The following is a 26,339-nucleotide window of genomic DNA, read 5'->3' on the forward strand; positions in this document are numbered from 1 at the left end:
TTCACGGTCCGCGGCATCGCAGAGAGGCATAACCTTGTAAAGGCTTTCATCTGGGATTTAGATAGAAACGATTTTCTTTATCTTTTTTGATTTCCATTCGTAACAATATCTAAAATCGGTCTATTGTGAAGGATCTGCTACGTGCACATGTGTTTCCACGGATACCCACTGCCATGCGGACTTTACGTAAAATTTGCAATCAATTTTCTCTAACTTTACCGACGAACAGTGCGAAATGGACAAGCTTCATGCACTCCAAGCTACGGGTGTATGGTGAGGCCGGGAATGGTCGAATGTGACTGAGCCTGCACCATCATTTATTTGATCCGCACGTTGTTTCGGCTGCGTGCTGGTTACCATTGCTAGCTTCGCACAAATTTCTTCAAAAGTGTGAGTGGCCAACAAATGAGGTAACAACTTCCGCATATCAGTATGGCACTATCCGCCAAGAACATGGCATTCACAGTCCATCGCTGTGCTCAGCTTCCCGTTTTCGGCTAGCCTGCTGTGCGGCCTCATGTCGTATTGCGCCGTTTTTTTATCGACTGCCGAGCTTACAGATGGACTTTGATCTGCGTGCCGCTTTGAACGACTACCAAGCCTACATATGCGCGTTGGAGTCGTGCCCGCAGCCTGCTGCGTCGGCGCCCCCGCCGACACTGAGACCAGCAGGCGGTGGGCTGGTGAACCCACCGGCCAGTCGGGCCACAACATACCATGACCTGCCGCGCGAATTAATTGAACGGATCGGTGACTACGTGCCCGTTCAAGACGTGGGAAATTTTTCAGCAGTCGATCGTCGCACGTACCATGCGATGCAAAGTCGGCATTCAGTCTACCGCTACTGGCAACGAGCCAACCAAGCCGTGAGCCTCGCGTCAGTCAACCAGCTGCTCAGTGAGATGGATGGCACGCTCGCCGATCCGGCGCAGCACGTCGAGCCGCTTGAGGCGCTGCGCCAGCGGTTGGAAGCGTTGCCATATCGCGAGCGCGGCGAAGCCTTCAAGCGCGTGTATGCGGCGGCGCAGCGCATTCCGAAGGATGGCGTGCAAATACAAAAAGCGCTGTTGTTGCACTCATTGCGCGATTTTCATTGGAGCCATCGCGATGAATTATTCGACTTCGCTTACGCGATGGCGCAGCGGCGTGCGCCCGAAGAAGATAATGTTTGGACGGAACTCGCTGACAGTTTGAGATTCTTGTTGTTTGGCTCAGCTGAGTTTATCGAGCGTTATCAGGCGCTCGTAGCTCGGCTTGCGTCCTTAAGGATGTCCGAGCAAGCGGAGCTGATCCCGGTATTGTGTCGGCGAATGATTCACTTTGCTGGAAGCAACGACCGCCTCCCTGGACTGTATGCAGTGTTACGCGAACAAGCGTTGCAGCTGCCGCCCTCTCATCAAAGCGAATCGGTTGGCATGTTAGCCAGCGCCATATGGGTTTTGCCAGAAGTGAACCGGCTCGCCCAGTACACGCAGCTGCGTGATGTGGCGCTGTCGCTGCCTGACGAACAGTTGGGCGTTGCGCTAAGCTATCTTCCAGAGGGGTTGACGAGGTTACCGAGCGAGCATCATGCACACGAACTTCAGTTACTGGAGCCGGCATTGCTGCGCGTACTGCCAGCGCAGCGTGCGCAGGCCGCACTCGGCCTATTCATGTATACCCACAGACTGGACGATGCACTGGCAAAGTGGGTCTGGCAGCGGGGGTTGAGCCTACTGAATGGCGCGAGCGAAGCTACCTTATGCGATGTGCTTAGCAGACTTCGAGCGCGGGGTGCGATACGTAACTTAGACGATCATCAATGGGATATGGCGGTGGTTGAGATTACCCGCTTTATGGAAGACAACCAGTTCTCCGAGCCGGCCCGGGCACGATTCCAGGACAGTCTGCTTTGGCTCAAAAGTTAGCTACATTAACCTGCGGCTGAACCAGCATACTTCGTTTATCTGGGGAATTCTTTAAACTCGATTGCGGGCCGGTTTTTTGTAAACGATTGATCCTATAGAGTTCTCAGGAGATTCAAGAACCGAGCGGGCAAGCGATGACAGCACGTGTTGCGCTGTAAGTATTTTGGCGCGCTACTGCCAAAGCCGCCCCCCTCGGGCGAAGTGAGCGCAGCTAGGCTATACCGAAATCGTCTTCGTGGAATGGCGCAATTGCTGCAGGCGTAAGCGACTAAAAAGCGATTATTGCTTAGTCACCGATGAGCCAAAACGCGCGGTCAGTCGTTCGATGATGCTTGCTCTCGCCGTGGCGCATTAGGCTTAGACGAGCGTCACGTCCGTTCACCATGGGCCAAGGCTTGCCTTTCGGTGCCGGATGCAGCCTCACACTATGATTAATGGATCGGTCCTGCTTCGGAACTTGCGTGGCGAGCGATATTTCAACGCGCTATGAGGATGCTTTTCGTTGTAGTGGTCGCATCTTCAACGGCCTCAATCCGATGGACGCTACCATGATTGGCGCCCTCAGCAGCGCCGCCGTCGTCAATAAGCTCGGCCAGCAATACGCGAAGCCCAACCTTACCGGCTATCGAATCGCCGTGTCGCTCAGCAACAGCACGCCTCGTACATTCCACGTGCCGTCGCCCGGTGAATTGCGTCTCGGCAATCGCGTCAGCATTGACGACAACCGGTTGGCGCGCTACTGACCACGCTCGCTCACGCATCTTCCCCTACGCCGTTCGGGGCAGGCAGTGGCTCCTGCCCGGCGTTGGTGGGTGGGGGCGGATGCCCTGTCATCGTCGCCTTCTGCGCCTCGGTGAGTCGGCGATCCGCCGCGGTTGGCACGTCAAGGCGTTGCCGTGGCGCGCCTGCCGGTTGCGGAGATCGCGCCTCACCCGGCTTCGCCGGTGCATCATTTGACTTTCGTTCCATTAGTCGTGCTCCTCAATCTAAAAACCCGTGTCGGTCGAGCCCAGTGCGAGCCAGCTTCCCTCCCGCACCCACGGCCAGGCCGCCGCCGCGCCGCGTACCGCCCCACCAGCGCCGCCACCGATGCCCGGCACGCCGGCGCACCCTGCCAATGTTCCAGCAGACCGCATTCCCGACCCAGGGTGTGACGGGCATGCAGATTGCGCCGCGTGCCTTCTCTCGCAGCTGCCGTGAAACACCATGCCTGACACACCGGCCCCAACTGAAACACGAGCTACCCCACGCTGCCGGCAGCGCCCTGCGCACGATGCCGATGCGTGCGAGCAGTTGCGGTACGTGAGCGACACGCAGCCCGGCTATACGCGCCGTGCGGTTAATGGCCGGTTCGCGTACTTCGACACACGCGGCACGCGCATTCGCGATCGCGCACGCATCGAGCACATCAATGCACTGGCGATACCGCCCGCGTATACCGACGTGTGGATCTGCCCGGACCCATACGGTCACTTGCAAGCCACCGGCCGTGATGCGCGCGGGCGTAAGCAATACCGCTATCACGCCGCGTGGCGCATGATGCGCGATACGCACAAATACGCACGGATGGCCGACTTTGCGCGCGCGTTGCCGAGGATCCGCGCGCGCGTGACGCGGGACCTGCAGCGTCCGGGGATGCCGCGCAAAAAAGTGGCCGCGGCGCTGGTACGGCTGCTCGACCGTACGCTGGTGCGCATCGGCAGCCCCGAATACGCGCGCGACAACCGGTCCTACGGCTTGACAACCCTGTGCAAACAACACTTAGCGTTCGACGCCAATCGCATGCGGCTGCGGTTTCGTGGCAAGAGCGGCGTCGAACACGACGTCGACATCGACGACCCACGTATCGTACGCATCGTGCGACGCTGCCTGGAGTTGCCTGGTCATGAGCTGTTTCAGTATGTCGACGAGCACGGCGAGCGGCATGCCATTGGCTCAACCGACATCAATGCATACCTGCGCGAGATAAGCGGAACAGGGTTCACTGCCAAGGACTACAGAACGTGGGCGGGTAGCGTCCTTGCACTTGGCGTGCTGCGTCAAATTCCGCCATGCAATCTCACGCGCGCGCGCCGGCATGTGGTTGACACGGTCCGGCAGGTCGCTGATCTGCTGCGCAACACGCCTGCCGTATGCCGTAAATGCTATATCCATCCCGTAGTCATCGAGGCTTTCGAAACAGGTGCGCTTGCCACACTTAAGCCGCTGCGCCAGCACCGACGCCTGAAGGCCGACGAAGCGCTATTCGCGTCCCTGCTTCACCATCACGCGCGCACAGCCCGTGCAGTGTCGCGCCGTACCCGATGACCCCTGATGATTTTCGGAAATCAGCGTCGTTCAAGTGGTAACTTACGCTCGCACGCGACATCTTCAGCCGGCGTGCGGCCTCGCTGAGATTGCCGGCTTCGAGGATTTCGACCAGCAACGTAAGAGCGGTCAGGTCCATAGTGACACGCGCTCGCAGCGCATGGGGTATGACACATGGTACATGGCGCCATCACGCGATGGTTCAAAATTTTTTGACAGCCTGTCAATCACTGTTGTAAGTGTCATACAAGTCAGCGATTGGACAATCGGCCGGCGAAGCGCGCCGCGCGCCCCCACCTATTGCGGAGATACGCTCAATGACCCTCGTTCCCTCCCCGACCCAACCCGTGAGCCATGAACGACACGGTAAGGTTCTGGTTGTCACGATTGACCATCCGCCGGTTAACGCGCTTGGCGTCGCGGTGCGCCGCGGGCTGATCGACGCGATCGACGCCGCTGAAGCTTGCGACGAGGTCGCAGCGGTGTTGCTGCTCGGCGCGGGCCGCCACTTCATCGCTGGCGCCGACATCCGTGAGTTCGGCAAGCCGCCATTGCCGCCGTCGCTGCCACAGGTGTGCCAGCGCATCGAATCGTGCTGCAAGCCCGTGGTCGCCGCGATTCACGGCGCGGCGCTGGGCGGCGGCTTGGAAATCGCGCTGTCCGCGCACTACCGGATCGCCACCCCCGGCGCGAAACTCGGCTTGCCGGAAGTGCAGCTCGGTCTGATGCCGGGGGCCGGTGGCACGCAACGCACACCGCGACTGATCGGCGCGCGTGCCGCGCTCGATCTGGCGTTGAGCGCACGTCATGTCGGCATCGACGAAGCACTCCAGCTCGGACTACTGGACCGCGTCAGCCAGAGCGACGACACGCGAGCGGAAGGCCTGGCCTATGTGCAAGCGCTGCTGGCCTCGCACGCCGGAGTACGTCCGACCCGTTCCGCCAAGGCGCTCGCCGATCGCGACGCGAGCCATGCGGCCGTGCAAGCCGCCCGCGCCGACGTCGCGCGCCGCTCGCGTGGACTGTTCGCGCCGCTGAAGATTGTCGAGGCGATCGAAGCAGCGATCGATTTGCCGTTCGATGAAGGGATGAAGCTTGAACGCCAGGCGTTCCTGCAATGCCTTGATAGCCCGCAGCGCGCGGGGCTTGTGCACGCATTCTTCGCCGAGCGTGAAGCCGCCAAGACACCGGAAAGCCAGCATGCATCGCCGCGCACGATCGACACGGTCGGCGTGATCGGCGGCGGCACAATGGGCGCCGGCATCGCGGTGGCCGCGCTCGATGCGGGCTTTCCGGTAACCATGATCGAACGCGACGATGAGATGCTGGCACGCGGGCGGGCCCACGTGCAACGGGTCTACGACGCACTGATCGCCAAGGGCAAGCTGAGCGCGTCGGCCAGTGCCGCCACACTGTCCCGGCTCAGCGGCAGCACATCGTATGATGCGTTGGCCAACGTGGATCTGGTCATCGAAGCGGTATTCGAGGATCTCGCCGTGAAGAAAGCCGTTTTCGCGAAACTGGACCGCGTCTGCCAGCGCGGCGCCGTGTTGGCGACCAACACGTCATATCTGGATATCGACGAGATTGCCGCCAGCACCGGGCGCGCGAGCGACGTGATCGGGCTGCACTTCTTTTCGCCAGCCAACGTGATGAAGCTGCTCGAAATCGTCGTGCCAGCCAACGTGGATGCCGACGTCGTGGCTACGGCGTTCGAGTTCGCCAAGCGCCTACGCAAAACGCCTGCGCGAGCCGGGGTGTGCGACGGGTTCATTGGCAACCGGCTATTGGCCGTGTATCGTGCTGCCGCCGATGCGATGATGGAGGACGGTGCCTCACCGTACCAGATCGATCGCGCGATCCGCGATTTCGGCTTTCCAATGGGGCCATACCAGGTCATTGACCTGGCCGGCGGCGATATCGGCTGGGCCGCCCGCAAGCGCCGCGCGGCCACGCGCGATCCGCGCGCCCGCTACGTACAGATTCCGGATCGCCTGTGCGAACGTGGCTGGTTCGGCCAAAAAACCGGTCGGGGCTACTACTTGTATGAGTCGGGCCAACGCACCGGCACGCCCAATCCCGAGGTCGAGGCCATCATCGCGTCCGAGCGGCAGCGGGCCGGGATAACACCGCGCGAATTCACTGACGAGGAAATCGTGCGCCGCTATTTGGCCGCCATGATCAACGAGGGCGCCAACGTCGTGCATGAGCGCATTGCCTTGCGGCCACTCGATGTGGATGTTGTGCTCGTACACGGCTACGGATTTCCGCGCTATCACGGCGGCCCGATGCACTACGCCGATACCCGGGGTCTGGCGAACGTGCTCGCCGATATCCGGGAATTCGCGCGTCAAGATCCGTTGTTCTGGCAACCGTCGCCGTTGCTCGTCGAACTCGTGGACAAAGGCGCCACCTTCGCGAGCCTGAACCGTCACGCCAACGCGTAGGCGCAACAGCCCGTCGCCCTGGCGGGCCGCTGGCATATACTTTGCGTGAGCGGCGTCTGGCCGGTTGTCCGGACGTCGCGCGACGCTTGTGCTCTGGCATCCTTGACATTCGCCCGTCTGGAAAGTCGCTATATTGAGCGCCGTCCGGTCGGCGCGACCCTAACGCTGCACACGAACAATCAACACGAGTCAAGTTCAGATTCGCATCAACTGGGTAGTTTTTACACGATGACGAAAATCCGACAAGGATGTTGTCAGTGCCAAGGAAAGCACGATCGATGGTATGAACGCCAGTCTTAACGCATCAATGACACTCAAGGAGAGTCTGGAACAGGCAATACGCGACAACACGTTCCGGCTACGCTATCAACCCCAGGTCGATCTGACCAGCGGCTGGATAGAAGGGGCCGTCGTATCGCTGTATTGGCCGGCCCTGGACGGCGAGCCGATCGCCCAATCGGCCCTGCTAAGCGCCGCGCACGACAGCGAGATCGCGGTCGAGCTAGGCGAGTGGATGCTACGCCAGGCCTGCCAGCAAAACTACGAGTGGCAGCAAGCTGGTCTGCCGCCGATCCGTGTCGCAGTGCCGATCCCCGCTGCGCTATTCCGCGTGCAGGACGTTGCGCAACGCGTGGGAGCGATCTTGCAGCAGGCGCAGTTGCATGGACGCTACCTGGAACTGGACATCGCGGAAACGGCATTGCTCGAGGATTTGACCCATGCTGATGCGGCGCTGTCCGCGCTGCATGCGCTGCAGGTCCAAAGCACCGTCACGGACGTGCGTTTTCGCGCGCAGGGCGATGAGCACCTAGCCACGCTACCATTGGACCGGATCAAGCTCGATGGCGCGTTAGTGTCGCCATCGGCCAAGGCGCGCACCGGCGAGACACTCGCCAGGCTGCTAGTGGCACATGCGCACTCCACCGGCCTAAAGATCGCCGTCTATGGCGTTAACAGTTTCGAACAATTTGAGTTTTTTCGGCATCTCGAATGCTTTGAGATGGTCGGCAATTTCTATTATCGTCCGATCGACAGCGCCATGATGTCGCAACTGCTCAACCGCGAATCGAAACCGCCATTGCTCTGAGGTGTTCAACCGATCCGCGCAAGTTGTGCGAAGATGCGACAATCGGAAACTTGCAACGCGTTTCGGAGCTGCAACATGGGCAAGCAGGCCATTGGCGTGATCGGACTCGCGGTCATGGGTCGCAATCTAGCATTGAATATCGAAAGCCGCGGCTACGCGGTATCGGTCTACAACCGCACGCGTGAGCGCACTGACGCGTTGATCACGGCATTCCCAGATCGCAAGCTGGTCCCGACTTATACGTTGCAAGCGTTTGTCGAATCGCTCGAAACGCCGCGACGTATTCTACTAATGGTCAAGGCCGGCGCGCCGACCGACGACACCATTGCTGCGCTCAAGCCGCTGCTGGATCGGGGGGACGTGCTGATCGACGGCGGCAATACCCATTTCACCGACACGATGCGCCGCCATCGCGAACTGGCCGACGCTGGCTTGCATTTCATCGGCGCTGGCGTGTCGGGTGGCGAACAAGGCGCGCTGCACGGCCCGTCGATCATGCCAGGCGGGCCGCGTGACGCATACGAGCGTGTCAAACCGATCCTCACGCGCATTGCCGCGCGTGCCGGTGATGGTGAGCCATGTGTCGCGTACATGGGGCCGGACGGCGCCGGCCATTATGTGAAAATGGTCCATAACGGCATCGAGTACGGTGACATGCAGTTGATCGCCGAAAGCTATGCCGTACTCAAGCATGTCGCGGGCTTATCCAACGCGCAATTGCGCGACGTGTACGCGCAGTGGAACGAAGGCGAGCTTGACAGCTACCTGATCGATATCACGTCCAAAATCTTCGCGCGCAAGGATGACGAGACCGGCCAAGATCTGGTCGATGTCGTGCTTGACCGCGCCGCGCAGAAAGGTACTGGCAAATGGACTAGCCAGAACGCACTGGATCTGAGCGTGCCATTGCAATTGATCACCGAGTCGGTGTTCGCCCGTATGCTGTCCTCGCTCAAATCCGAGCGGGTGACGGCCAGCCGCCAACTGAGCGGCCCGTCGCCGCGCGCGCTGGCGGGCGCGCGCGAGCCGTTCGTCGAGGCCGTCCGGCGCGCGCTGTATCTGAGCAAGGTGATTTCGTACGCACAAGGGTTTGCGCAATTGCGTGCCGCATCCGATGAATATGGATGGGATTTGCCATATGGCACGATCGCACGCATTTTCCGCGCCGGCTGCATCATCCGCGCGCGCTTCCTGCAAAAGATCACCGACGCATATGCGCAGGATCCGGCGCTAGCCAACCTATTGCTCGCACCCTATTTCCGCGATGTCACCGCACAATACCAGGCGGCGCTGCGCGAAGTTGTGATTGCGGCGGTGCAAGCCGGTGTGCCGGTGCCAGCGTTCGCGTCGGCGATTGCGTATTTCGACGCGTACCGCGCCGAAACATTGCCGGCGAACCTGATCCAGGCGCAGCGCGACTGCTTCGGCGCCCATACGTTCGAGCGCATCGACAAACCCGGCAGTTTCCACGCCCGTTGGATATAGCAGCACCGCTTTGTCACAGCGCCGCGTGTGCCGTGCCGCCCTACCGCAGCGTACACGCAGCCGTTCCTGTTGATCGATTGTTCTATATTCATGCTGCGTAACGCTGTTTCGCCCCAGCCGTCATTTTGCCTACCCGGCTCGTGCTACATCGGAGGCCGGGGATGAACGATCCACGACTCGATCTCAACGTGGCGACGGCAATGCCCAGAACGACAGCCTCTGACACGGCTGCGTCCGAGCCATCGGCAAAGCCTATGTCGAACGCGCTGCCGGATCTGCCAGCCGATCCGGCGCAGGATGTCCCGCTGGAACCCCCGCCCGCGCCGCCGCCCTCCGAGGCAGCCGCGCGTCAATGGCACGACCTGCCGCGCCCCGCCGTTCAACCGGATCCGACCGGTGCATTGCTGCGTTCACTATCCGGCCTGCTTGCCGCGTACGCGGTGCTGATGATCGGCAACGGACTATTCACAACGCTGATCCCGATCCGGATGCTGCATGCGGGACTGTCAACGGTCGCGGTCGGACTCGTGCAGTCGTGCTACTACGTAGGATTTGTCGCAGGGGCCGTGACCAACAGCCGGCTGATTGAGCGCATCGGCCAGCATCGGGCGTTCGTTGCCTTTTCGGCTGGCGCGGCGCTGACTGCGCTCGCATTTGGCACATTCGACTCACCGTGGGTCAGCGGCGCACTGCGCTTTTGCAGCGGTGTTGCGTTCATGGGCGTCTACGCGTGCGTCGAGAGCTGGCTCAACGGCGCGGTTCCGAACGCAATGCGCGGCCGGGTATTCTCGACGTACCTGGCGATCACGTACCTGGGCGTCGGTGCGGGGCAGTTCCTGCTGGACATAGCCGGTGCATCCGGCGGGCGCAACCTGCTGATCGTCGGTGCGCTGTTTGTCGGCGCCATCCTGCCCGTCACGCTGCTGGAAGGCTGGCCAGTGCACGTGTTCGAGGATCGGGCCGGCGTGCGCCGCCCCCGCTCATGGATCGGCCATGCGATCGACCTGTGGCGCGACACGCCATTAGCGATTCCCGGTTGCATCTGCGCCGGGTTGCTGTCCGGCGCGTTTTATTCGATGACCCCAGTGTTCCTGACCGGCATCGGCTTTTCAGTTAGCGAACTGTCGCACTTCATGGGCATTGTGCTGATCGGCGCATTGCTGTCGCAATGGCCGATCGGCAAGCTATCGGACCGCATCGAACGTCGCGTGCTGGTGTTTCACCTCGCGGTGCTGGCCGCAACCCTTAGTGCATCGTTGATCATCGTGCGCGTGCATTGGTTTGTCGGCATCGCGACGCTCGTGTATGTCGCTGCGGCGTTCACGCTTTACGGTCTCATCGTCTCCTACGTGAATGATCATATCGACGCAAACCGACGCATTGCGATCAGTGCGACGCTGTTGATCCTGTTTTCGATCGGCGGACTGTCAGGGCCGACAATTGCGTCTGTGGCGATGACCGTGCTTGGACCGAGCGGCCTGTTCGTGTTCAATGCCGCAACGGCTGCCCTGCTTGCCTATGCGGCACGCCGGTCGATCACCGGCGGACGGGCAACGCGGTCCGGGACGCCGTGAGGTCGGGTTGCCTGCGGTTTGTCACCGCGGTGGCGGATCAACTCTACGCCGCGCCGCAGTTCGGCCACTGTCACCACGGACAAATATAGACCGGTATCTTCCAGGGCCGCCTGCCAGAAAAACGCCATGACGCCCGGATCTGCTTGTTCCCGCTTGCGTACCTCGCTGATGACGTTGGTGTCAACCCAATACATGCGCTGCCTTGCCATCGTCGCACCGGGCAAAGTCCGCGTCCTTTCCCACGCTCGGAATACTCATGAGGGCTTGCGCAAAGGTCCTGCGCTGCGGCCTGCGCAACGCCTGCGCCAGGATCTCGCGATGCTCCGCCTCGGCGCTGCGGCCGTGTGCTGCGGCCCGCTCGCGCAGACTTTGGACCAGCGCGTCGTCTACGTTGCGCACCAGTAAATTTGCCATGTTTCACCTCCCGCTTTCCATTGCTATCAACGATAGCGTTCGCCGCGAGAGTTGCAAGCACGGCTAGCGCCAGGGTAATCAATTTTTTGCATCATGTTAGGAGCCCTTTTGAGACGCGCGTAAAACCGTTTGAGGCTGGTGGAATGCCGTCCACCGACTTACTCCAGACGTGCGCAGAAACTACGGCAATTCGCCGCTGCGATGGCGTCGATGCAGTTCACCGATCGATCCGGTCATACACGATGCGATCCAGCGTCACGAAGGAAGCCTCGGTGCGCTGCTCGCCTGCACCGAAGCGATGGAAACGCAAAACGAGGCTAATTAAACATCCTTTGGGTCTTCGAGATCCAAGTCGAGCAACGCGCTGCTCAGCGACTTGCCATGGGCGTCCAGCGCAAGCGATCGGGTCACCCCGCCACCCAGTGCGTGTTGGGCAACAAAATTGAACGCTGCGATATTGGGCAAATCGTATCGGACGACGTCGCCAAGTACTACATCCTGTAGGTGCGTTTTCACCCGTTCGGCCGTCAGCGTCTGACGCAGATACTCATAGTGGCGACTGTCATAGCATATGACCGATATGTTTAACGTATCTCCCTTGTCACCCGTGCGCGAGTGGGCGAGGTTGCGCAACTTCATTTTACGCCTCCACAAATTCGAATGTCGGTCGCACGTGCGCTCTTGGTAACAAGATCGATTGCACAGCGAGCACTTCCCGCGTTGCCTTGGTCGCACCCCCACCGCCTGCAGGACCATTGGTATAAAGCGTCTCAACCTCGTTGCCGATGCATGCTGCGTCCGCTAACGAAGCGGTCCGTCCCGCGACGCGTACACGGACCTCGTATGGTTCGCCGCCGCGTGCGCCGGCGCTCGGACCATGCAGTGCGTCAACACCAATCAGGTCAAAGCGCAGCTCGCGAGTCTGGACGCCCCTGAGTTGCAGACGTTCTCGAACGATATCCAGTGCGACACGCGCCCGCCCGAGTGCACCCGGGCCGCCGTATGACATCTGCCCTTCTCCGATAAAGCCATCCGCATAGGCTACCGAGACCTTCAGTGTATCGGTACGCGCAGTACCACGGCCTCCTGCTATGCGGACGCGGTCGGGAGCTTCTTCGAATACGCGGACCCCGGTAAAATCTGCCACGACGTCAGGCTGCAGGTAGCGACTCGGGTCGTGTATCTCATAAAGCAATTGTTCCTTGCACGTCGCCTCGGTTACGCAACCGCCGGCATCAGCAACCTTCGTCATGACGGCCGTTCCGTCGGGCTCGACCTCCGCGATGGGGAACCCCAGGCGGGCGAGATCGGGCACGTCCTTGAAACCGGGGTCGGCAAAGTAGCCGCCCGTAACATGACCCGCGCACTCGAGCAAATGCCCGACGACGGTGCCTCGTCCGAGCCTGTCCCAATCATTCATGTCCCAGCCGAACTCGTAGATCAACGGCGCGGTGAAAAGCGCAGGATCGGCGACGCGGCCCGTCAGCACGATATCGGCGCCGGCCGTCAATGCATCGACGATGGGTGCCGCTCCCAGATAAGCATTCGCTGAAACGAGCCGCTCGGCATACGATGTCACACTATCGCCCGACTCCTCGAAATAAAAATCGCCCTGCCGCACGAGGGCAAGCACGTCGTCTCCGGTGACTGCGGCAATCCTTAAACCGTGCAAACCTAGTGAGCGCGCAATCTGAGCGGTCCTGCGTGCAGCGGCAACCGGATTGGCTGCGCCCATATTGGAGATGATTTGCACGCCATTGCGCACAGCGACAGGCAGAACCGCCGTCATGCGAGCATCGAGCAACGGGTCGTAGCCCCGTTCAGGGTTGTCGCGCCGCATCTGCTGCGCAATCGCAATAGTTCGCTCGGCGAGGCATTCAAATACGAGATAGTCCAGCGCACCATGCGCCGCCAGTTCGACAGCGGGTTCTATCCGATCGCCCGAATATCCGGCACCCGCCCCGATTCGCACACAGCGCCGTTGATGAATTACAGCCATGGCATGATTCTCAGTGAAGGCTTACAAGGGGAAAACACCCAATACAACAGCGGCGACAGTCATGACAATCGATGTGCCGAATAGCAAAGGGAAGGTAAACTTTTGATGATCGGCGAGATCGATACCGCACAGTCCGATCACAAGGAATGTCGCTGGCGTAAGCGGGCTAACGGGAAAGCCTGTGGTCATTTGCCCGAGCAACGCTGCCTGCCCGACCTGCACTGCCGGCACACCCAGTTGCCCTGCCACTTCTGCGACGACAGGTAACACGCCAAAATAGAACGAATCAGGATCAAACAACATGCTCATCGGCATCGCGAGGAGCCCCAGCGTAAACGGGATGTGGCTAGACATCTCTTGAGGCACAAGATTGACGGTGGACTGTGCCATCGCTTTGAGCATGCCGCTACCTTGCAACACGCCGGTAAAAACGCCGGCCGCCAATAAAACACCCGCCATCATCAATGCAGCTCGCGCATGCGCATCCACACGCTTACGCTGCATCTCCACGTTCGGATAGTTGACCGATAGAACAATACATAGTCCAACCATGAATACGATCGCGGGCGGGATCTTGTCACCTATTAGCACCAACGTGCCAAGCACGCACAAAGTCAACACGACGTTGAACCAAAAATACTTGGGGCGGCGAATTTCGCTTTCCTCCCGCGTGAGCTTGCGCTCTGGCATCGGCCCTGAGTTGTTAACCCAAGCGGATCCGAGCCGTTTCTCCTCGCGGCGACCTAGTAGATATGCGATGCCAAATACGAACACCAGCCCCACCACCTGCACGGGTATAAGCGGGTTGAAAAGCGACGACACTGGCAGATGCAAAGAAGCGGATGCGCGGATCGTGGGTCCGGTCCACGGCAAAAAATTCACGCCCGCCGCCATCGATACGGCTGCCGCCAGCACACGACGATCCATCTTCAAGCGATCGTAAAGTGGCAGCATCGCTGGGATCGTCACGAGAAAACACACGGCTCCTGAGCCATCGAGATGAATCAGTAATGCCAGTAGTGTCGTTCCCATGACAATGCGTGTTGGCTTCGTGCCAACCATCTTCAGAATGCGATCAATAATTGGATCGAGCATGCCAGCGTCCGTCACCGTCCCGAAATAGAGAATCGCAAATACGAACATGCCCACCACCGGCGCCATATTCCTTAAGCCGCCAATCACGAACTCGCAAGTCTGCCACCCGAAGCCGCCAAGCAGTGATGCCGCAATAGGCACCACAATCAGCGCTACCAACGGCGACATTCGCTTCGAGAGGATGGCGGCGAGCAAAACCACAATGGTGGCGAACCCCAGTAACGGCAGCATGTATTCGATCCCCAATTTTTCTTTTGATCACAGGTCTAGGGTAGATCGATTGCATCGATAGATCAATTGAAATGATTTGATTGCAGCATTCATAAAACGCAATGGATAGGAAGCTTCGCGACATGGAGTAGTTGATTACAAACGCACACTCTCTAGGGGATGGGTCGCGGAGGACCTGGAGCACGTTCAGCGTTTCGCGACCGACTGGATGTGGACTGACAATCACGATCGCCCGAACATGGCCCTGGGCGGATTGACGCCAAAACAGCGGCTGGCCATGACCGCATAGTTCCTACTTCTGAACCCCGTGGAAAGCGGGGAGATTACCCCGCCACCTTGAAGCATGCATTACCCACGCGCGTACCCGCCGCCAGTTCGGCCAGCCCATTGGAAAGAATCAAGCCATCTCCCATCGCCTCGCCGACATGAAAGTCAACCTCGATGCCGCGTGCGAGCTCGTCTATCGGGTAGGGCGGCTCAAGGACGCGGGCCTGGTAGTCGCGCTCAATGCGCCAGCGCATTGTGGCAACGCGAACCGGACCTGCCCACGAGCAGAACGCAGCGCAGCACCACGCTGAATTGCAAGCGCTGCAGGCGCAACTCGGGGACGCACGCGAGCAAATTGGCACGCTGGAAGGCAGCTTGGCGGCGCTGCATTGCATCAACGCCGGCACTGAAAAAGCGCGGCACGTGCAGCAGCGCACGTCAGCCAAGTCTGCATTAGGCCGGATCACCGGCCCTATTGGGCGGCAACGCCCGCCAACACATGCGCTGGGCAAATCTCGCACGCGGGAACAAGCCGTATGAAGCAGTCACTTGCGAACCGTCGACAGTGATGCCCAAAAATTGTTAAGCAAAACGGCCGAATCGATAAGAACAGGGCGCGTCGGTCATGCTAGCATTTTTGCACGATCGGAAAACTAACCCGACTATTAAGTTTACGAAATCGTAAACTTAATCGCCACATTTGATAACCACAGTTGCGCGCACACGAGGCCGGCGTTGCCGGCGTCGTGAGACATGCGCACCTAACGTAATCGCACGGCAATCTCTCGGTCCATCGCCTCATTTTAGTTGAAACGATGTCCGTGAATCGCACAAGTAACGGGAGTGTCTGCATGCTTTCATCCCTCGTACTACCGGTTCGTCTCCCGACATTGATCGTTTTAGCGTGGGATAAACAAGGCAGGGCTTACATCGAAAAACTTGCCCAACTTGCCCGCTAGCGTCGCACTGATCTTTCGCTTACCTGCCAGAATTGCGGAAAGGTTGCTTTGGGGCACCACCTCCGACAGATCTTCCTGTTTAAGCCGGCGCACGCCCATCAAGAATTTTAGCGCGTCTTTAGGTTCGGCCGCCTCGATTGAATAGCGCACCTGCTCATATCTCGAAACCAGATCACTGACAAGGTCAAGTAAGCCGGATAGGGGATGCTCCTCATCATCTCCTGCAACGTCCAGCAGCGCATTCATCAACGCGACCATATGATCATAGTCCGCATCGCCGTGGATAGGGTGCAGGTGCGCCATCGCATCAAAAGTTTGCCACGATGCCTGGATCGCTTGAATGTTGAAGTGCGTATGCGTGCCTTGCATGATTACACCTTGCCTTTGTGATAGAGCTTGGTCCAGTCGTCATATTCCCGATGCGTCATAACTTTCTGAACAAACACCTTTTTGAATCTGTATCGAACAATGACTACTACGCGATAGTTGTTCCCGCCGACATCAAAGACGACATAAGGCGGTACGTAGTCGGCTGAGTTAAAAAGCGCCCGGACATGGTTGAAATCTTTAAACTCAGCATGCTCCACCACTGAGTGCCATTGCCGTAACACCTGTTCTGCCTCCGGATGTTTTTGCCAGAAATCGCGGAGCATCTTGAGGGAAATGATGTGCATGAGTGAATTATATCGTTTTGATATAATTTGTCAAGGTATCGCCTATATAATGTCGTGTAAAAGCCGTCAGCTGGCAGCTGCCAGCTCCCGCTTCACCTCACCTTCAAAACGCCCGACCTGTGACCCTGGCTCAACTCGCCCCCGTGCCACCGCTCGACTCGCTTACGCTCCCCGACCGCCTGGACGGGCACAACGGCACCAATCGCTGCGCGCTCGAGACCGCGCAGCGGTACGCTTACCATGTCATCGCTCACGCACGAGGATCTGCAACGGTTCAAGGTATTTCTGGTCGATCCGCAGCCGGCCAGCCGCTGGTTGCCGAACAACGGGGCAAGTATTCTCGCGACGTGGCGACCCTTTAACGGGCTGCTGTCGCCGGCCAATCAGCACTGGTGATGCTGAACAGCCATGTTCATATGGTGGATCGGCGCCGGCTACCTGTGCGGCAACCCAATGGCGATGCTACGCCAACGCGGTCGACACGCGCAACGCGCTTTCTGGAGCGCGATCTGTGGTAGGAAGCCACGCTCTAATTTGAAGATGTCACAACGATCGGTAGAATTTCGCCGCTCAAAGGAGAGAAAGACAAATACAATGCGATGCATGGCCATCCTGCTCTTGATGTTTGTACGATGCTTGAGAAAGATGGCACGATATCAGAGCAGCCCTGGCCATCTTGTTATCCCTCATATCTCGTGCTGCGCGCGGTAATCAACAAAACATCGTCCTGGCTGATCACGCAACAACTTTTCACATTAACGCTCAATCTATGCGCGACGCAACATCGCTATCGGCACCACGAAACGATTCCCACAGCATTTGTCGAATCGACCATGAGTTATATGGTCAACAAGCGTTTTGCGAACCCAATCATCGTGCACAGCGTGACAGGAGCGGCACGGGATTTTTGGCACACGTGACGGGGAACGCCGTGGCCAGGCTACCTTAAAAGTTTAGTTTTTTTGGCACTCTCGTGCGCAGGAAGTGGATGCTTTGGCATCGGAAATTTCATCGCTCTCCAAGCTGGACGTATCAAGCGACCACACTGGCTTATTGATTTCTTTGAGAAACCTAGATAATTCGCCCGGCTTAGCTCCTTTAACTGAAATGGGTTTATTAAATGCAGCTGGGATTTTATCATTCTTTAGAGTCGCTAACACAAGTCGTCCACGAAACGTGAACAGATAACGGCAGCGGCCAAGCGGAGCAAGGCGATATGAATGTCCAGACGCCGCTCAAAGCGGATGCGCAGCTTACCAAAACCGGCAAACCAGGCGTGCGTGCGCTCAACTACCCAGCGATGCCGTCCGAGCCGCTCGCGCTTTTCTACGCCTCGACGGGCGATGCGTGCAGTGATTGCGCGTTGCTTCAGATAGCGTCGGCAGCGGGCAAAGTCGTAGCCCTTGTCCGCATGCAGTTTGCTCGGACGTTTGCGCGGCGAACCGCTCAAGCCCGGCACGGCTGGGAGGGTATCGAGGGTGCGCTCGAACACCATCGAATCATGTCGGTTGGCACCCGTGACTGTGATCGCCAAGGGAACGCCCCGGGCATCTACGACCAGATGCCGTTTGCTCCCGAGTTTGCCCCGGTTCGTCGGGTTGGGGCCGGTTTCCTGGCCCCCCGGGGGCTGGCAACGCTGGCCGCATCCAGGCTCGCTCGCTCCCAATCAATCTGGTCATGTTCACGCAACCGGCAAAGCATCGCCAGATGCAGCCTGCTCCACACGCCTGCGGCCTGCCAGTCGCGCAATCGGCGCCAGCATGTCATGCCGCTGCCAAAGCCGAGCTCCTGCGGCAAGTCTTCCCATGGAACGCCTGTATGCAGGACATACAGAATACCGTTCAATGCCGCCCGGTCGTCAACAGTGCGCCGACGCCCGCCTTTCGGTGAGGGCGTGAATGCTGGAATCAACGGCTCCAGCACCGCCCACAATTCATTGCTGATTTTGCGTCTTGCCATGACCTTAGAATACGCGCCTTACGGCCTGACGTCCAGGTTGCGTTAGCGACTCTTAGTTTAAGTGCGGCAACTATATCATTTATTTTTTCTTCTGCTATTTTAGCATCGTTAAAGCCAAGTGTTTCCTGTGCGAGGAACTGCTTTCCCGGAAAGGCGTGGCCGATCCGCGCGCTTGCACGATGCAAAGCAAAACCTCCCGTACTTGAGAAAATGCCTCCCTCTCCACTTGCCCGAGCCTCTACTTCGTGGCAAATTGCGCATGGAACAAGCCTGCCTGCCATGGGAACAATCACACGCTCGCCCAACGCCATGCCCACCGATTCGGCAATCCCCTCTCCCAGTGGTCCCGTCGTCAGTTCGATACCCTCGGCATGCCGATATTCAGGATGACCCGGCGTCTTGCTGCCGAGTTGGCGAAAGCATTTCAGCTCCTCGATCGGCATGTCGCAATAGCCAGTCAAATATAAGAGGCTGTACAGCAGCATCGAATCGCATGAAGTCCTTGAACAGGACAGTGGCAATGTCGGCCATGCCCATCGGCGCACCTGGATGGCTGCTTTTTGCCTTCTGTACAGCGTCCATCGACAGGAATCGAATGCAGTTGGCCATTTCCCGAAGATGCGGATTGCGGGGAAGCGGCACGCCCTTGGGTGCTGCGGGTGCTGCACAAGATTGCTCTGTCATCAGTCTATCCTTTATAGGTCTTGAACAAATGACACGCGCTGTCCCGTTCTTATCCTACTGCCAGCAGCATGAGGGCAAAGAGCGCACGGCATGCATGCAACAGACAGCGCCGTCCGATCCGTCGGTCACCGCCGTCAGCTCGATCGCTTGTTGCCGGGCTCGTGCGTGCGCTGGCTATACGTATCATTGCCACAATGCGGGCATTTTGACATGTACGTTGGTCAACGCGGCACTTTGACCTTTACCTCAGCCGTCGCAAGCTGCAGCGTACTGCCGTCCTGCCATGCGTCCGCGCCGACCACCGGCTGCGGCTGCGCCAGATCGGCACGGCGCCGACGCAGCGCGTCGGTAGACACGCCGAACCGTGCGTCACGCGCCTGCACGCGCGCACGGTCAAGTTGCCCGTCATCCGTAAAACTCATCATCAGTTGCGGAATGCCAAGCGGCAACGCGTGATCGCGATCGATCTGCCACGTATGCCAAGTCTTGCCGTACGTGTTGACAAGTTGCCCCATCAGCGCGTGCTCGGCTTTCTCCGGAATGCCCGGCGCCAGCAGTTCTCCAGAACGCACTTCGTAGCGGTGACTATGCCATAGCCGTCGCTCCTCGTCGGGCAGCGTGCGGAATACACGCTCGCTGACGATATATTCGATGCCAATCAGCTTTGCATCCGGTGCATCCGAATCGTAGATCACGCATTGATGGAAGTCTTCTGTCAGGTGCGTGCAGTAATGAAAGGCCTCGACCTGCCGGCCCATGTCATCGGCATAGAAATGGAAACCGTTCAGGAATGCGCTCATCGCGTCAACAGGCCGCTTTTTCTGCAACAGTCGCGCACCCGTGTCGAGCACGCGGCTTCGCGGTGACAGCTTCGCCCCAGGCACGGGCGTGCCGTGGTTCTCGTCGGCACGCGCAGACGACGCTGACAAGCCCGCCGCGGAGGCCAACGCGACCTTGAGCGCTGACGACGTGAACGCCCGACGGCACGCGCAGATTGTAGGTTTCTTCATTGATCACCCCCGTTATTCGTGAATAGGGCCGCGGTGACCCCAAGATAAAGACCGGTGTACTGCGAAGGTTTCACGCCGACAAATCACCACCGCTGCGCGGCTCAACGTCCTTTGGATTATCAAGATGCCCCGGCGGCGGCTGGTACGGGCCCCGGTCCGGTTCCGGCTTTTGCGGGATCATCGTTTCGTCCATGTTGCCATGGCCTTTTTGGTGCACTTTGCCATCCTTATCGACGGTCACCTCGCCTTCACCTTCCGCAGGTTTGCGCATTGCGGGGTCAGCACGATCGGCGGCATCGCGATGTTTCATCGTGGGTCTCCTTCAACAGGCGCGCCACAACAGCGCGCGTCCCTGTTCAGAGCAAACCACATGCCGCTGCGTGGCAGCCCGGTACCGGATCGAGCCAATCGCCGCGATACCCTCATCGGCACGGCTCCTACGCATCGGAACTAGCGGCGGACAGCACCACGCTCCAGCGATTGCGGCCATTGGACTGCTCAGTCTTTTACACCCACGACCTTGACAATACATCTAAAGATACATATCTTTAGATGTGTCTTACGACTCCCTTGGAGCAACCTATGCGTCATCGTTCTTTTTTCCGCGATTGGTCACGCAGTGCTCGCTCGTGGCACGATTGCATGCCGTTTGCCGCGCTGCGCCACGCGATGAGCCGGCACGGCCACCGGCGGCACGGCGGTGGTAGCCCGTTCTGGGGGGGCGGCGGCTTCGGTTTCGGCGACGACGAAAGCATGTCGCGCGGCCGCAAATTCTCGTCTGATGACCTGCAATTGCTGCTGCTCGCGCTAATCGCACAACAGCCCAGCCATGGTTATGAGTTGATCAAGGCATTGGATGCTCGCTCCAGCGGCTACTACAGCCCGAGCCCGGGCATGGTATATCCGGCTCTGACCTACCTCGAGGAGCTGGGCTACGTCACAGTCCACCTGGAAGGCAACCGCAAGCGGTACGTAATAGCGGATCCCGGGCGCGACTATCTCGAGGCCAACCGAGAACGCGCAGACCTGCTGCTCGCCAAGCTGCAGCACATCGGCCGCAAGATGGAGATGATCCGCCGCTTCTTCGCCGGCGGCGAAGGTGACGACATGTCGGGGGGCCCAGCGTGGCTGCCGGAATTCAACGAGGCCCGGCTCGCACTGAAGCAAGCGCTGTACCGTCGCGATAACCTGCCGCCGGACGAGCAGCGACGCATTGCAGCCATCCTGAGGCGTGCGGTCGCCGAAATTGAGCACAAGCCGGAGGCAAGCCAATGACATTCGATCAGGACAACATAACGGTGCAGGACGGCCCGGAGTGCACCGTGACGCGCGTTCGCCATCCGTTGAAGTTTCGTCTGTTGCGCGTGCAGCGCGTGCGGCAGATCACGCCGACGCTGGTGCGTGTGACGCTGGCCGGCGACGATCTACATGATTTCGTCTCCGCCTCATTCGACGACCACGTCAAGGTGTTTTTTCCATTACCCGGCATGGACAAACCCCTGCTGCCGACTGTGGGACCGGATGGTGTCGTATTCCTGGAGCATCATCCACGCCCCCCGGCACGCGACTACACGCCGCGGCGCTACGATCGGCAAGCGGGCGAATTGGATCTGGAATTCACACTGCACGATGCCGGCCCTGCGTCCGCATGGGCAAGGCAGGCGCAACCGGGACAATGGCTCGGCGTCGGCGGACCGCGAGGCTCATTCATCATCCCGACCGGCTTCGACTGGCATTGGTTGATCGGCGACGATACCGCACTGCCCGCCATTGCGCGGCGGCTTGAAGAGTTACCCGCCGATACTCGGGTGGTAACCGTGATTGAGGTGGCAGACGTAGCGTCGCGCATCGACCTCAATACCCGCGCACAACTGCATGCGGTGTGGCGCTATCGCGACTGCGCGGGGCCCGGCGGCGGCGCGTTGTTACGCGCGGTGCAGGATACGGATTTGCCGGGCGGCGATGGCTACGTTTGGGTGGCGGCCGAGGCCGGCATAGCGCGCGCAGTGCGCCAGTACTTGGTGGAGGAGCGCGGCGTACCTAAGTCTCGGATCCGCGCGGCCAGCTATTGGCGGCGCGGTACCGCCGCGGTACACGAGGCGATCGACGGTTGACAGTTGACGATCTGCGGCGTGCGCTGCCCAGTCGGTGGCGACGGGCATCGCAAAGTCGGCGCCGACACCAATGGACGGCGACCAGCGCTGCGTCACCGCCTTCCGCCGCGTGGAGAAGCGCACGCCCTCCTCGCCATATGCCGTCCTCGCCATATGCTGAAGTATGCATAGCTTCCAGCCACCGAAGCCATGCCATGCCATGCCATCGACCAATGACTCCAGCAGTTGGCAACTAACAATGGAATGGGAATTTCCAGTTGCCGTTTTCTGATGAACTGCCCTATACTGGAATTGCCGCTGTAAACAGCAGCGGCCGGGTGTGACAATCCGGTAACTCTAGGCGCATATAAGCCGCGCCCTCTCACGATTCGCGGCTTTTTTATGCGCAACGTCTGGCACGTCTATGGCGGGCCGGGCGGGGCCAGCTTCGGCTGGGCCGGTTCCTAGAGTCCGGTTTGTCACCCTCGTTCGGTCCGCCACCCTCCGTGACAAGAGGCGCGGGTATGAACCGTACTCTAGGAGCCAGGCATGGATATTTCCCCTCTTGGCGTTTGTCTGTCCGAATATCGCCGTCTGCGTGTTCGTCGAACGCTGCTGCTTCTTTTCCCTCGTCTTTGCGCGTTTTGTGCGTCACTTGTCGCCTTTAAACGGGTGTCGAGCTATTTAGCCATAGCGCACCGAGCCGCGCAGCCACCGTAAGATAGTGAAATCCCCACTGTTGCTCCAAACTAAGCGGGCGCTTCGCGTAACCGTTAGGACTATTAATTTAATGGCTTAAGCGCCTTTTCCGCTTCCCCTCGCATCGTGCCTATCGGCGCGAGGGGTATGTTCTGCCCAAAACAAGGAGGATATGCAGGGCCTGCGTCGCTCCAGCGGTGCAGGCCAACAGATGCCGTGGTGGATCAAGGATTTTACGTCATTGCCATGGATCCGGCGCATGTACGCTTCGTCGTGCCGCCGGCCGTAGTTTCTAAACGAGAAAGCATAGGAATATGGCTGGCCGTCACTAGTCTGACCGTCACCGCGTTCGTCGTGCGTCTTGATGTCGGTATCGTGGTCTTGCTCGGCGAGGCGTGGATCGCCTGGCGGTGGCTGCGTCGGTTTGAGCCGACCCTGACCACAAGCCAGTTCAGCATCAGTGCGGCAGGCATGATTTGGTTCGGGTCAAAATCGGGCCCCGCTCTGATCGCCATGCATCGGATAAGGCGCGTTTGCCTGGTCCCGCCGCGCGGACGCCGCGTTGTCCTGCTGTCGCTACGCGCAGCCTTCGATGAGCCACAGGCCTTGCCATGGCGGCGTCCTGATCGCAGGCGTCTAGCCAAATGGGGCATTGTGGTCGAGGCTGATGGGCTCGATTATGCTATCGCGCAGGGTTTGTCTCGCCGTACCGCTCTTCGGCTGGCGCGGGCAGTGCGACGGGCACTGCGTGCTGCGCTGCGAGATGGGCATTGGGTTTGACGCTCTTTTCATGCCGATATGGCGCGTATTGAGCGCTGCTCAGAACAAGTCTAGAACATTATGCACAACGCCGCCTCGTCATTACTCTTGCATCGCTTGCTCGTCAACGGCCACGCTCGGCTGGTATCAACCGCGGTTGGATTTTGATTCTTCCACACTTTGTGTGAACCCGAGAGGGACGACGACGGTCAAGCCGATCTCGCATTGCTTGGACTACTGGCGTGGATTTTTCCTTCAACGCGTCTTGCCCGCTTCCAGTGCCGTCGACGAGCATTTGCCGAAAGCCTTTTGTCTTGTGTCGCACGCCATCAACGCCGCACGGGCCGAACGCAGCCAGTTGGTGCCACACGATCGCGCTGGCGTCTACGCCGAAAGCATTACGCGTGGCGCGCCGCAAGCAATACAAGTGGCTGACAGGCGGCATCTGCTGAAGAATCTTAGAAACGCCATTGAGCGCGCGCCCGGCTGCTGCCAACAGCATATACCGGGCACCGCATGTGCCGCGAACCGGTCCGCGTCATCCACCACGGGTGTCGACGCCCCAGGCCGCAAGTCCCCCCAACACGATGAACATGACTGCGGCAGTCGTACGCACAGCGGTCATCGGCAGCCGATGTGCAAAAAGGTTACCGAAAAAAACGACCGGCATGTTCGCGAACATCATGCCTAGCGTGGTGCCGATAATGACACTGGGCAGATCGTGGAACCGGGCGGCCAACGCCACGGTTGCGATTTGGGTCTTATCGCCCATTTCTGCGAAAAAAAACGTCAGCAATGTAGTGCCGAAGATCCCAAGCTTTGTACGCGCAGGCTGCACCGCTTCCATGAGCAGCTTGCCAGGAACCAGTACCCATACGCCCATCGCGATGAATGACAGCGCGAGTGCCCAGCGCATTGCCGACGGAGTGAGCACTGACAACAGCCATTGGCCGAGCGCGCTCGCTCCAGTATGGTTCACCAGAGTGGCAGCCAGCATGCCAAACACAATTGGCCAAGGTTGGCGATAGCGTGCGGCGAGCGCGAAAGACAGTAGTTGCGTTTTATCACCGATTTCGGCAAGTGCAACGCTGCTAACGGAAACGAGCAAAGCTTCGATCATGAGCGATAGTGTCCCAGGCCGTCGATGTGCGAGTCACAACTCACGCACTGCCCGAACTTTTCCGGCACTCGTAGGCCATTAGCCCCGCCACTGGTAAGGTAACAAATGGCCGGACTCAACACGTGTGGCCAAACTGATTGTCGCCGTGCATTTTCCATCGCAAATTGTTTCCGTGCCGGAATTGATGTACTTGCTTATTTGTCGAAGATATGATTCAAAATAATACCGCGTACTGATTCAGCCTTCACTGGCGCGGCGGGTAGCTTATCGGCATGTGAACTGATCAAGACTGGGCCTTGTTTAATATCGTCGGTTGGGCGTCCGTGGGAGCCTTTTACCAGTAGCGGGTTCAATGGAATTACATCAAGCAGGCTACGCATGCCCAGTTGCCGTTTAAAAAGTTTCCAACCAATTTGTAGGCGGGGAAAGACCCGCTCGGGGTCGATGAATAACTCTACTGGGTCATAGCCCGGTTTGCGATGAATGTCCACTGTGCGTGCGAAATCAGGCGCACGTGCGTCATCGAGCCAATAATAGTAGCTGAACCAACGATCAGCCTGGCTGATGGCCACCAGTTCACCAGCACGTGGATGATCCAGTCCTATGCTATGCTGGCCTGCCCTGTCCAATACGGTGTCGACGCCGTTTAAGCGCTGCAACAGCGCCTTGACTTCATCGATTAGCGCGTTATGCCGGATATAGACATGGGCGACTTGATGATCAGCCAGCGCAAACGCCTTGGATGCCCCACAATCGAGCTTCTCTTCCCCCTGTTCATCACGTACCGCGAGCCAGCCGGCTTGACGCAACGCGCGATTAATTGGAATATCGCCCGATACCGGCGTGATTCCGTATTCCGACAAAGCGATGACGTGCATGCCGTAGCTGTCCGCGTGCTCGATGAGCTCACCGCATAGCGCATCCACCGCAGCGACTTCTTGAGCAATAGCCGGATGACTTGGCCCAAGCTTTTGCAAACAGTAGTCCAAATGTGGAAGGTACACCAGCGTCAATGTGGGCTGCCGGGTGTCACACAAGTGCAGCGCGCAGTCCGTGATCCACCGGCTTGACGCAAAGCCAGCCGCCGGCCCCCAAAACTGAAAGAGGGGAAATTCGCCCAATTGCCATAGCAATTCCGAATGCAATGCGGCCGGTTGCGTATAGAAGTCGGGGATCTTGCGACCATCCGCCTTATAAATCGGCCGCGGCGTGACGCTCCAATCCACATCCGCATACATATTGAACCACCAAAATAGCTGCGCACAACTGAAGTCTGGATTGCGCGCTTTGGCTTCGTGCCAAATCTTGTCTCCTTCGATGAGTCCATTGTTTTGCTTCCAAAACAGTGGTTCAGCTAATTCCCGTGAATACCAACCATTAGCGACACAACCATGATGTTGCGGCAAACGTCCGGTCAGTAGTGTGGCTTGGGCCGGGCAGGTCAAAGCTGGTGTCACAGTGATTAAAGGGCACATTGCGCCGCGCTTGGCCAAAGCGGATAAGTGAGGCGCATGCTTCAGTAGCTGGCCGCTTAGCCCCACCACATTCAGGACGATCACGCGTTGCATA

27 protein-coding genes and 5 pseudogenes are annotated in these 26,339 nt (G+C 59.1%); 15 read left to right on the plus strand and 17 right to left on the minus strand.

Annotation, left to right across the window (positions count from 1 at the left end; genetic code table 11):
- Window positions 1-560 precede the first annotated feature (560 nt).
- A complete protein-coding gene (locus B0B13_RS18235) occupies window positions 561-1,907 on the plus strand; it encodes a hypothetical protein (protein ID WP_076794389.1) in 1,347 nt (448 codons plus the stop codon).
- Window positions 1,908-2,368: 461 nt separating this feature from the next.
- Window positions 2,369-2,650, plus strand: a complete 282-nt coding sequence (locus tag B0B13_RS03785; protein WP_076794390.1) for a hypothetical protein — start codon at window positions 2,369-2,371, stop codon at window positions 2,648-2,650.
- A 10-nt stretch (window positions 2,651-2,660) separates the two neighbouring features.
- Here the strand turns inward: B0B13_RS03785 and B0B13_RS03790 are convergent, their stop codons facing one another.
- Entirely contained in the window at window positions 2,661-2,876 is a 216-nt protein-coding gene (locus B0B13_RS03790; RefSeq protein WP_076794391.1) for a hypothetical protein, read from the minus strand.
- Window positions 2,877-2,893: 17 nt separating this feature from the next.
- Window positions 2,894-3,043: a hypothetical protein gene (locus B0B13_RS18240; RefSeq protein ID WP_170872351.1), complete on the minus strand. Its 150-nt coding sequence runs from the start codon at window positions 3,041-3,043 to the stop codon at window positions 2,894-2,896.
- Between the two features lie 70 nt (window positions 3,044-3,113).
- Here B0B13_RS18240 and B0B13_RS03795 point away from each other — a divergent pair, with 70 nt between their 5' ends.
- The gene (locus B0B13_RS03795) at window positions 3,114-4,214 is read left to right on the plus strand and encodes a DNA topoisomerase IB (protein WP_076794392.1); all 1,101 of its coding nucleotides are present in this window, start codon (window positions 3,114-3,116) and stop codon (window positions 4,212-4,214) included.
- A 19-nt stretch (window positions 4,215-4,233) separates the two neighbouring features.
- Here B0B13_RS03795 and B0B13_RS17695 read toward each other — a convergent pair.
- Window positions 4,234-4,353: pseudogene (locus B0B13_RS17695) on the minus strand (LysR family transcriptional regulator); the annotation flags it as partial.
- Between the two features lie 178 nt (window positions 4,354-4,531).
- On the opposite strand from B0B13_RS17695, the gene B0B13_RS03805 reads away from it, so the two are divergent.
- The 4 genes from B0B13_RS03805 (at window position 4,532) to B0B13_RS03820 (ending at window position 10,807) form a co-directional block, all read left to right on the plus strand.
- A complete protein-coding gene (locus B0B13_RS03805) occupies window positions 4,532-6,661 on the plus strand; it encodes a 3-hydroxyacyl-CoA dehydrogenase NAD-binding domain-containing protein (RefSeq protein WP_076794393.1) in 2,130 nt (709 codons plus the stop codon).
- Window positions 6,662-6,944: 283 nt separating this feature from the next.
- Window positions 6,945-7,748, plus strand: coding sequence for an EAL domain-containing protein (locus B0B13_RS03810; protein WP_076794394.1), 804 nt, complete (start codon window positions 6,945-6,947; stop codon window positions 7,746-7,748).
- Window positions 7,749-7,823: 75 nt separating this feature from the next.
- A complete protein-coding gene (gene gnd, locus B0B13_RS03815; protein WP_076794395.1) occupies window positions 7,824-9,233 on the plus strand; it encodes an NADP-dependent phosphogluconate dehydrogenase in 1,410 nt (469 codons plus the stop codon).
- 161 nt (window positions 9,234-9,394) lie between these two features.
- Window positions 9,395-10,807 carry an MFS transporter gene (locus tag B0B13_RS03820; RefSeq protein ID WP_139337297.1) on the plus strand — a complete coding sequence of 471 codons (1,413 nt, stop codon included), beginning with the start codon at window positions 9,395-9,397 and terminating at the stop codon, window positions 10,805-10,807.
- Between the two features lie 5 nt (window positions 10,808-10,812).
- Here the strand turns inward: B0B13_RS03820 and B0B13_RS18675 are convergent.
- From B0B13_RS18675 to B0B13_RS03845, 5 genes and pseudogenes are all read right to left on the minus strand, one after another.
- Window positions 10,813-11,001: pseudogene (locus tag B0B13_RS18675) on the minus strand (PIN domain-containing protein); the annotation flags it as partial.
- Window positions 10,988-11,221: a FitA-like ribbon-helix-helix domain-containing protein gene (locus tag B0B13_RS03830; RefSeq protein ID WP_076788281.1), complete on the minus strand. Its 234-nt coding sequence runs from the start codon at window positions 11,219-11,221 to the stop codon at window positions 10,988-10,990. The pseudogene B0B13_RS18675 and the gene B0B13_RS03830, both read right to left, overlap by 14 nt.
- Window positions 11,222-11,542: 321 nt before the next feature.
- Window positions 11,543-11,860, minus strand: coding sequence for an AtuA-related protein (locus tag B0B13_RS03835; RefSeq protein WP_076788282.1), 318 nt, complete (start codon window positions 11,858-11,860; stop codon window positions 11,543-11,545).
- A 1-nt stretch (window position 11,861) separates the two neighbouring features.
- Window positions 11,862-13,220: an acyclic terpene utilization AtuA family protein gene (locus B0B13_RS03840; RefSeq protein ID WP_076788284.1), complete on the minus strand. Its 1,359-nt coding sequence runs from the start codon at window positions 13,218-13,220 to the stop codon at window positions 11,862-11,864.
- Window positions 13,221-13,241: 21 nt separating this feature from the next.
- The gene (locus B0B13_RS03845; protein WP_076794615.1) at window positions 13,242-14,546 is read right to left on the minus strand and encodes a CitMHS family transporter; all 1,305 of its coding nucleotides are present in this window, start codon (window positions 14,544-14,546) and stop codon (window positions 13,242-13,244) included.
- Between the two features lie 175 nt (window positions 14,547-14,721).
- Between B0B13_RS03845 and B0B13_RS19050 the strand changes: the two are divergent.
- From B0B13_RS19050 to B0B13_RS03860, 3 genes and pseudogenes are all read left to right on the plus strand, one after another.
- Window positions 14,722-14,835: pseudogene (locus B0B13_RS19050) on the plus strand (IS3 family transposase); the annotation flags it as partial.
- Window positions 14,836-14,893: 58 nt separating this feature from the next.
- The gene (locus B0B13_RS19055) at window positions 14,894-15,124 is read left to right on the plus strand and encodes an acyl-CoA dehydrogenase family protein (protein WP_083703607.1); all 231 of its coding nucleotides are present in this window, start codon (window positions 14,894-14,896) and stop codon (window positions 15,122-15,124) included.
- Window positions 15,069-15,353 (plus strand): hypothetical protein, encoded by a 285-nt coding sequence (locus B0B13_RS03860; protein ID WP_139337298.1) that lies wholly within the window; start codon window positions 15,069-15,071, stop codon window positions 15,351-15,353. The genes B0B13_RS19055 and B0B13_RS03860 overlap by 56 nt, the downstream gene beginning before the upstream one ends.
- A gap of 359 nt (window positions 15,354-15,712) precedes the next feature.
- Here the strand turns inward: B0B13_RS03860 and B0B13_RS03865 are convergent, their stop codons facing one another.
- Together B0B13_RS03865 and B0B13_RS03870 are read right to left on the minus strand one after the other, a co-directional pair.
- A complete protein-coding gene (locus tag B0B13_RS03865) occupies window positions 15,713-16,141 on the minus strand; it encodes a helix-turn-helix domain-containing protein (RefSeq protein WP_083703608.1) in 429 nt (142 codons plus the stop codon).
- A gap of 2 nt (window positions 16,142-16,143) precedes the next feature.
- Window positions 16,144-16,446 carry a type II toxin-antitoxin system HigB family toxin gene (locus B0B13_RS03870; protein WP_076794397.1) on the minus strand — a complete coding sequence of 101 codons (303 nt, stop codon included), beginning with the start codon at window positions 16,444-16,446 and terminating at the stop codon, window positions 16,144-16,146.
- Between the two features lie 240 nt (window positions 16,447-16,686).
- On the opposite strand from B0B13_RS03870, the gene B0B13_RS18245 reads away from it, so the two are divergent.
- Both B0B13_RS18245 and B0B13_RS03875 read left to right on the plus strand, forming a co-directional pair.
- Window positions 16,687-16,842, plus strand: coding sequence for a hypothetical protein (locus tag B0B13_RS18245; protein ID WP_170872352.1), 156 nt, complete (start codon window positions 16,687-16,689; stop codon window positions 16,840-16,842).
- 236 nt (window positions 16,843-17,078) lie between these two features.
- Entirely contained in the window at window positions 17,079-17,366 is a 288-nt protein-coding gene (locus B0B13_RS03875) for a hypothetical protein (protein WP_139337299.1), read from the plus strand.
- 233 nt (window positions 17,367-17,599) lie between these two features.
- On the opposite strand, the gene B0B13_RS03880 is transcribed toward B0B13_RS03875, so the two are convergent.
- The 4 genes and pseudogenes from B0B13_RS03880 to B0B13_RS03905 form a co-directional block, all read right to left on the minus strand.
- Window positions 17,600-18,405, minus strand: a protein-coding gene (locus B0B13_RS03880) for an IS5 family transposase (RefSeq protein ID WP_139337242.1) whose coding sequence is annotated in 2 segments (ribosomal slippage) — window positions 17,600-18,075 and window positions 18,075-18,405 — 807 coding nt in all. Because the reading frame shifts where the segments join, the coding sequence is not laid out codon by codon here.
- A 287-nt stretch (window positions 18,406-18,692) separates the two neighbouring features.
- Window positions 18,693-19,014, minus strand: a pseudogene (locus B0B13_RS03890) (thiamine pyrophosphate-binding protein); the annotation flags it as partial.
- A 296-nt stretch (window positions 19,015-19,310) separates the two neighbouring features.
- Window positions 19,311-20,099, minus strand: a complete 789-nt coding sequence (locus B0B13_RS03900; RefSeq protein WP_083703609.1) for an OBAP family protein — start codon at window positions 20,097-20,099, stop codon at window positions 19,311-19,313.
- A gap of 70 nt (window positions 20,100-20,169) precedes the next feature.
- Entirely contained in the window at window positions 20,170-20,409 is a 240-nt protein-coding gene (locus B0B13_RS03905; protein WP_076788289.1) for a hypothetical protein, read from the minus strand.
- A gap of 272 nt (window positions 20,410-20,681) precedes the next feature.
- On the opposite strand from B0B13_RS03905, the gene B0B13_RS03910 reads away from it, so the two are divergent.
- Together B0B13_RS03910 and B0B13_RS03915 are read left to right on the plus strand one after the other, a co-directional pair.
- Window positions 20,682-21,374, plus strand: a complete 693-nt coding sequence (locus B0B13_RS03910; protein ID WP_076794400.1) for a PadR family transcriptional regulator — start codon at window positions 20,682-20,684, stop codon at window positions 21,372-21,374.
- Window positions 21,371-22,213, plus strand: coding sequence for a siderophore-interacting protein (locus tag B0B13_RS03915; RefSeq protein WP_076794401.1), 843 nt, complete (start codon window positions 21,371-21,373; stop codon window positions 22,211-22,213). Before B0B13_RS03910 ends, B0B13_RS03915 begins: the two co-directional genes overlap by 4 nt.
- Before the next feature lie 36 nt (window positions 22,214-22,249).
- Here the strand turns inward: B0B13_RS03915 and B0B13_RS19060 are convergent.
- Window positions 22,250-22,414 (minus strand): annotated as a pseudogene (locus B0B13_RS19060) (methylmalonate-semialdehyde dehydrogenase); the annotation flags it as partial.
- Between the two features lie 723 nt (window positions 22,415-23,137).
- Here B0B13_RS19060 and B0B13_RS03920 point away from each other — a divergent pair.
- Window positions 23,138-23,671 (plus strand): hypothetical protein, encoded by a 534-nt coding sequence (locus B0B13_RS03920; RefSeq protein ID WP_237574085.1) that lies wholly within the window; start codon window positions 23,138-23,140, stop codon window positions 23,669-23,671.
- A 517-nt stretch (window positions 23,672-24,188) separates the two neighbouring features.
- On the opposite strand, the gene B0B13_RS03930 is transcribed toward B0B13_RS03920, so the two are convergent.
- Window positions 24,189-24,770, minus strand: coding sequence for a TMEM165/GDT1 family protein (locus tag B0B13_RS03930; RefSeq protein WP_076794404.1), 582 nt, complete (start codon window positions 24,768-24,770; stop codon window positions 24,189-24,191).
- A 194-nt stretch (window positions 24,771-24,964) separates the two neighbouring features.
- Window positions 24,965-26,338 carry an alkaline phosphatase family protein gene (locus tag B0B13_RS03935; protein ID WP_076794405.1) on the minus strand — a complete coding sequence of 458 codons (1,374 nt, stop codon included), beginning with the start codon at window positions 26,336-26,338 and terminating at the stop codon, window positions 24,965-24,967.
- Between the last annotated feature and the right edge of the window lies 1 nt (window position 26,339).

This window comes from Burkholderia sp. b14 (assembly GCF_900156195.1).
GTDB lineage: Bacteria > Pseudomonadota > Gammaproteobacteria > Burkholderiales > Burkholderiaceae > Mycetohabitans.

Bases quoted from the DNA above. Each gene is read 5' to 3' on its own strand.
- B0B13_RS03790 (WP_076794391.1), bottom strand. From the start codon at position 2,876: ATGGAACGAAAGTCAAATGATGCACCGGCGAAGCCGGGTGAGGCGCGA.
- B0B13_RS03870 (WP_076794397.1), bottom strand. From the start codon at position 16,446: ATGCACATCATTTCCCTCAAGATGCTCCGCGATTTCTGGCAAAAACAT.
- B0B13_RS03905 (WP_076788289.1), bottom strand. From the start codon at position 20,409: ATGAAACATCGCGATGCCGCCGATCGTGCTGACCCCGCAATGCGCAAA.
- B0B13_RS18240 (WP_170872351.1), bottom strand. From the start codon at position 3,043: ATGCGGTCTGCTGGAACATTGGCAGGGTGCGCCGGCGTGCCGGGCATC.
- B0B13_RS03915 (WP_076794401.1), top strand. From the start codon at position 21,371: ATGACATTCGATCAGGACAACATAACGGTGCAGGACGGCCCGGAGTGC.
- B0B13_RS03810 (WP_076794394.1), top strand. From the start codon at position 6,945: ATGAACGCCAGTCTTAACGCATCAATGACACTCAAGGAGAGTCTGGAA.
- B0B13_RS03830 (WP_076788281.1), bottom strand. From the start codon at position 11,221: ATGGCAAATTTACTGGTGCGCAACGTAGACGACGCGCTGGTCCAAAGT.
- B0B13_RS03795 (WP_076794392.1), top strand. From the start codon at position 3,114: ATGCCTGACACACCGGCCCCAACTGAAACACGAGCTACCCCACGCTGC.
- B0B13_RS03900 (WP_083703609.1), bottom strand. From the start codon at position 20,099: ATGAAGAAACCTACAATCTGCGCGTGCCGTCGGGCGTTCACGTCGTCA.
- B0B13_RS03865 (WP_083703608.1), bottom strand. From the start codon at position 16,141: ATGCAAGGCACGCATACGCACTTCAACATTCAAGCGATCCAGGCATCG.
- B0B13_RS03805 (WP_076794393.1), top strand. From the start codon at position 4,532: ATGACCCTCGTTCCCTCCCCGACCCAACCCGTGAGCCATGAACGACAC.
- B0B13_RS03935 (WP_076794405.1), bottom strand. From the start codon at position 26,338: ATGCAACGCGTGATCGTCCTGAATGTGGTGGGGCTAAGCGGCCAGCTA.
- B0B13_RS03875 (WP_139337299.1), top strand. From the start codon at position 17,079: ATGCTTGAGAAAGATGGCACGATATCAGAGCAGCCCTGGCCATCTTGT.
- B0B13_RS18245 (WP_170872352.1), top strand. From the start codon at position 16,687: ATGTCATCGCTCACGCACGAGGATCTGCAACGGTTCAAGGTATTTCTG.
- B0B13_RS03910 (WP_076794400.1), top strand. From the start codon at position 20,682: ATGCGTCATCGTTCTTTTTTCCGCGATTGGTCACGCAGTGCTCGCTCG.
- B0B13_RS03840 (WP_076788284.1), bottom strand. From the start codon at position 13,220: ATGGCTGTAATTCATCAACGGCGCTGTGTGCGAATCGGGGCGGGTGCC.
- B0B13_RS18235 (WP_076794389.1), top strand. From the start codon at position 561: ATGGACTTTGATCTGCGTGCCGCTTTGAACGACTACCAAGCCTACATA.
- B0B13_RS03845 (WP_076794615.1), bottom strand. From the start codon at position 14,546: ATGCTGCCGTTACTGGGGTTCGCCACCATTGTGGTTTTGCTCGCCGCC.
- gnd (WP_076794395.1), top strand. From the start codon at position 7,824: ATGGGCAAGCAGGCCATTGGCGTGATCGGACTCGCGGTCATGGGTCGC.
- B0B13_RS03930 (WP_076794404.1), bottom strand. From the start codon at position 24,770: ATGATCGAAGCTTTGCTCGTTTCCGTTAGCAGCGTTGCACTTGCCGAA.
- B0B13_RS03820 (WP_139337297.1), top strand. From the start codon at position 9,395: ATGAACGATCCACGACTCGATCTCAACGTGGCGACGGCAATGCCCAGA.
- B0B13_RS03920 (WP_237574085.1), top strand. From the start codon at position 23,138: ATGGATCCGGCGCATGTACGCTTCGTCGTGCCGCCGGCCGTAGTTTCT.
- B0B13_RS03835 (WP_076788282.1), bottom strand. From the start codon at position 11,860: ATGAAGTTGCGCAACCTCGCCCACTCGCGCACGGGTGACAAGGGAGAT.